At 67.7% G+C, this 1,901-nt stretch carries 3 protein-coding genes; all 3 read right to left on the bottom strand.

The window, feature by feature from the left end; all coding sequences use genetic code 11:
- Window positions 1–635: B3/B4 domain-containing protein (locus AC1DWI_RS21270; protein WP_477725689.1), on the bottom strand; the 635-nt coding region annotated here is incomplete at its 3' end.
- A gap of 15 nt (window positions 636–650) precedes the next feature.
- Window positions 651–1,580 (bottom strand): helix-turn-helix domain-containing protein, encoded by a 930-nt coding sequence (locus AC1DWI_RS21265; protein ID WP_477670537.1) that lies wholly within the window; start codon window positions 1,578–1,580, stop codon window positions 651–653.
- A 74-nt stretch (window positions 1,581–1,654) separates the two neighbouring features.
- A partial coding sequence (locus tag AC1DWI_RS21260) for an oligopeptide/dipeptide ABC transporter ATP-binding protein (protein ID WP_477725688.1) occupies window positions 1,655–1,901 on the bottom strand: 247 nt, incomplete at its 5' end.

Genomic DNA, 1,901 nt, shown 5'->3' with positions numbered 1-1,901 from the left:
GCGGCCAGCTCGGCAGCGAGTGTGCTGATGAGACGGCGCACGTCGTCTGCCGCCGTGGCGTGCAGGGCTTCGGCCACGATGAGGACGCTGTGCGTGGCAGCGCTGACGGCCGAGAGACCGCTTTGCCGGTGCGTCCAGCGGCGGGCGTGGGCGGAGGGCGGCTGGGCGGCGTCGGCAAAGATGACTTCATGCGGCTCGGGGTGCTCTGTTTCGCCGCTGAAGGCCTGGTAGCTTTCAGCGCCGGTGGCGTAGCGCACCTCCAGCTGCTGCGCCACCCGGGCCACGTCAAACACGGCGACGGGAATGGCGAACGCAATCGACACGGCATTGCACAGGTCAACCAGCGGGTGCAGCTGCGGCAGCGAACCTTCCTTGCGGAAGCGGCGCAGCAGTGATTCAGACGCGCAGCGGTATTGCGTGGGCTTGAGGCCCATTTTTGAAAAGGTACGGCGCCAGGCCTGCACTTCGGGCAGCTCGCCTTCAGCGTTCGTGGCCAGGCGGGTGGCAGCGATGGCGTTGAAGCGGGCGACCTGGGCTGAGACGTCTGCATCGGCCGTGATGCCGGTGGCGGCCAGCACGCCGGGCACCAGCTCGGGGTAGTCGGCCCAGATGGCCGGGGAATGGCGGAAGAACATGCGCGACGGCCTTCTTTAAAAAGTGAAACAGCGGCCAGCATGCCGCCGCGCACGCCAGCCGTCTTGAACGTTATTGCAGTGGAGTTTATTCATGGCCTGCTCCCACGCGCCGGGCGTAAAGCCAAACTGGCGGGCAAACAGCCGCGTCATGTGGCTCTGGTCGGCAAAGCCACAGGCGGCGGCCACCTGCGCCAGCCCGGCGCCGCTGCGAATGAGGCTGCGCGCATGCTCGACACGCTGCTGCAGCAGCCAGGCGTGGGGAGTGAGGCCAAAGGCTTTTTCAAAACGGCGCAGAAGCTGGAACTTGCTAAGGCCTGCGGTGCGCGCCAGCTCCGTCAACGTGGGCGGGGCCAGCAAGTCAGCGGCCAGTTGGTCGCGGGCGCGGTGCAGCTCAGGTGAAGACGATGAGACTTGCGATTGCGTGACAGGCGAAACGGCATGGCGGTGCAGCAGCAGGGCGCAGGCGCGGACCAGCGACTCTTCACATGCGAGGGCATCCGCGCCGCTGCGCCCCGCACCGGCGTCCCAGCGCTGCAGGCGGCCGAGCAGGCGTTGCAACGCTGTGCGCAGGCGCACGTCTTGCGTGACGGGGCGCGTGAGTTCGATGTCAGTGGCCAGCGAGTTACCTGGCGCATCGGCCACCAGGGACGCGATGGCCGCGGGCTCAAAGTACAGCATGCGCCACCGGCGCGAAGGGCCGCCCAGCGGCCGGCCGTCATGCACCTCGCCAGGGTTGCACATGATGACATCACCGGCATAGGCATCGACCGGGCCGCGCCCGCTGGCCGAGCTTTGCGCGCCTTGCTCCATCAACCCTACGCCATACACCGCATGCCAGTGGCGGCCGAAGTGGCGCGCGCTTTCCATCTGCGTGGCGTAGATGCCGGCCCACGGTGAGCCGAAGACGCGGCCCTGGTGGGCGGGTGGTGCAGCTGAGGGGGGCATGGGCGCCATGATGCCTCGGGAATGCGCGGCGCACCAGCCCTCCCGGCGCCCTCCCTCAAGACGGCGCCCTGGTGTCAGGGCTCCGCGGCTTTTGAAGCGGTGGTATTCAGGTGGCAGGCCGAGATTTGCGACGGCGCGACTTCGATCAGGGCCGGCCGGACTTCCCGGCAAATGGGCATGACATGCGGACACCGGGGGTGAAACGCGCAACCGCTCGGAACATTCATGGGGCTCGGCATCTCGCCCGCAATCGGCCTGTACGTGAGCGGTTTCGCATCCATGCGCGGCGCGTCGGCAATGAGTGCCTTTGTGTAGGGATGG

The sequence above is a fragment of the Polaromonas sp. P3_C2 genome, assembly GCF_056402675.1.
The sequence above is the reverse complement of the archived record's forward strand: the minus strand, read 5'-3'. Positions and strand labels throughout refer to the sequence as shown.

Excerpts from the sequence above, each read along its gene's own strand:
- AC1DWI_RS21265 (WP_477670537.1), bottom strand. The coding sequence starts at position 1,580 with ATGCCCCCCTCAGCTGCACCACCCGCCCACCAGGGCCGCGTCTTCGGC.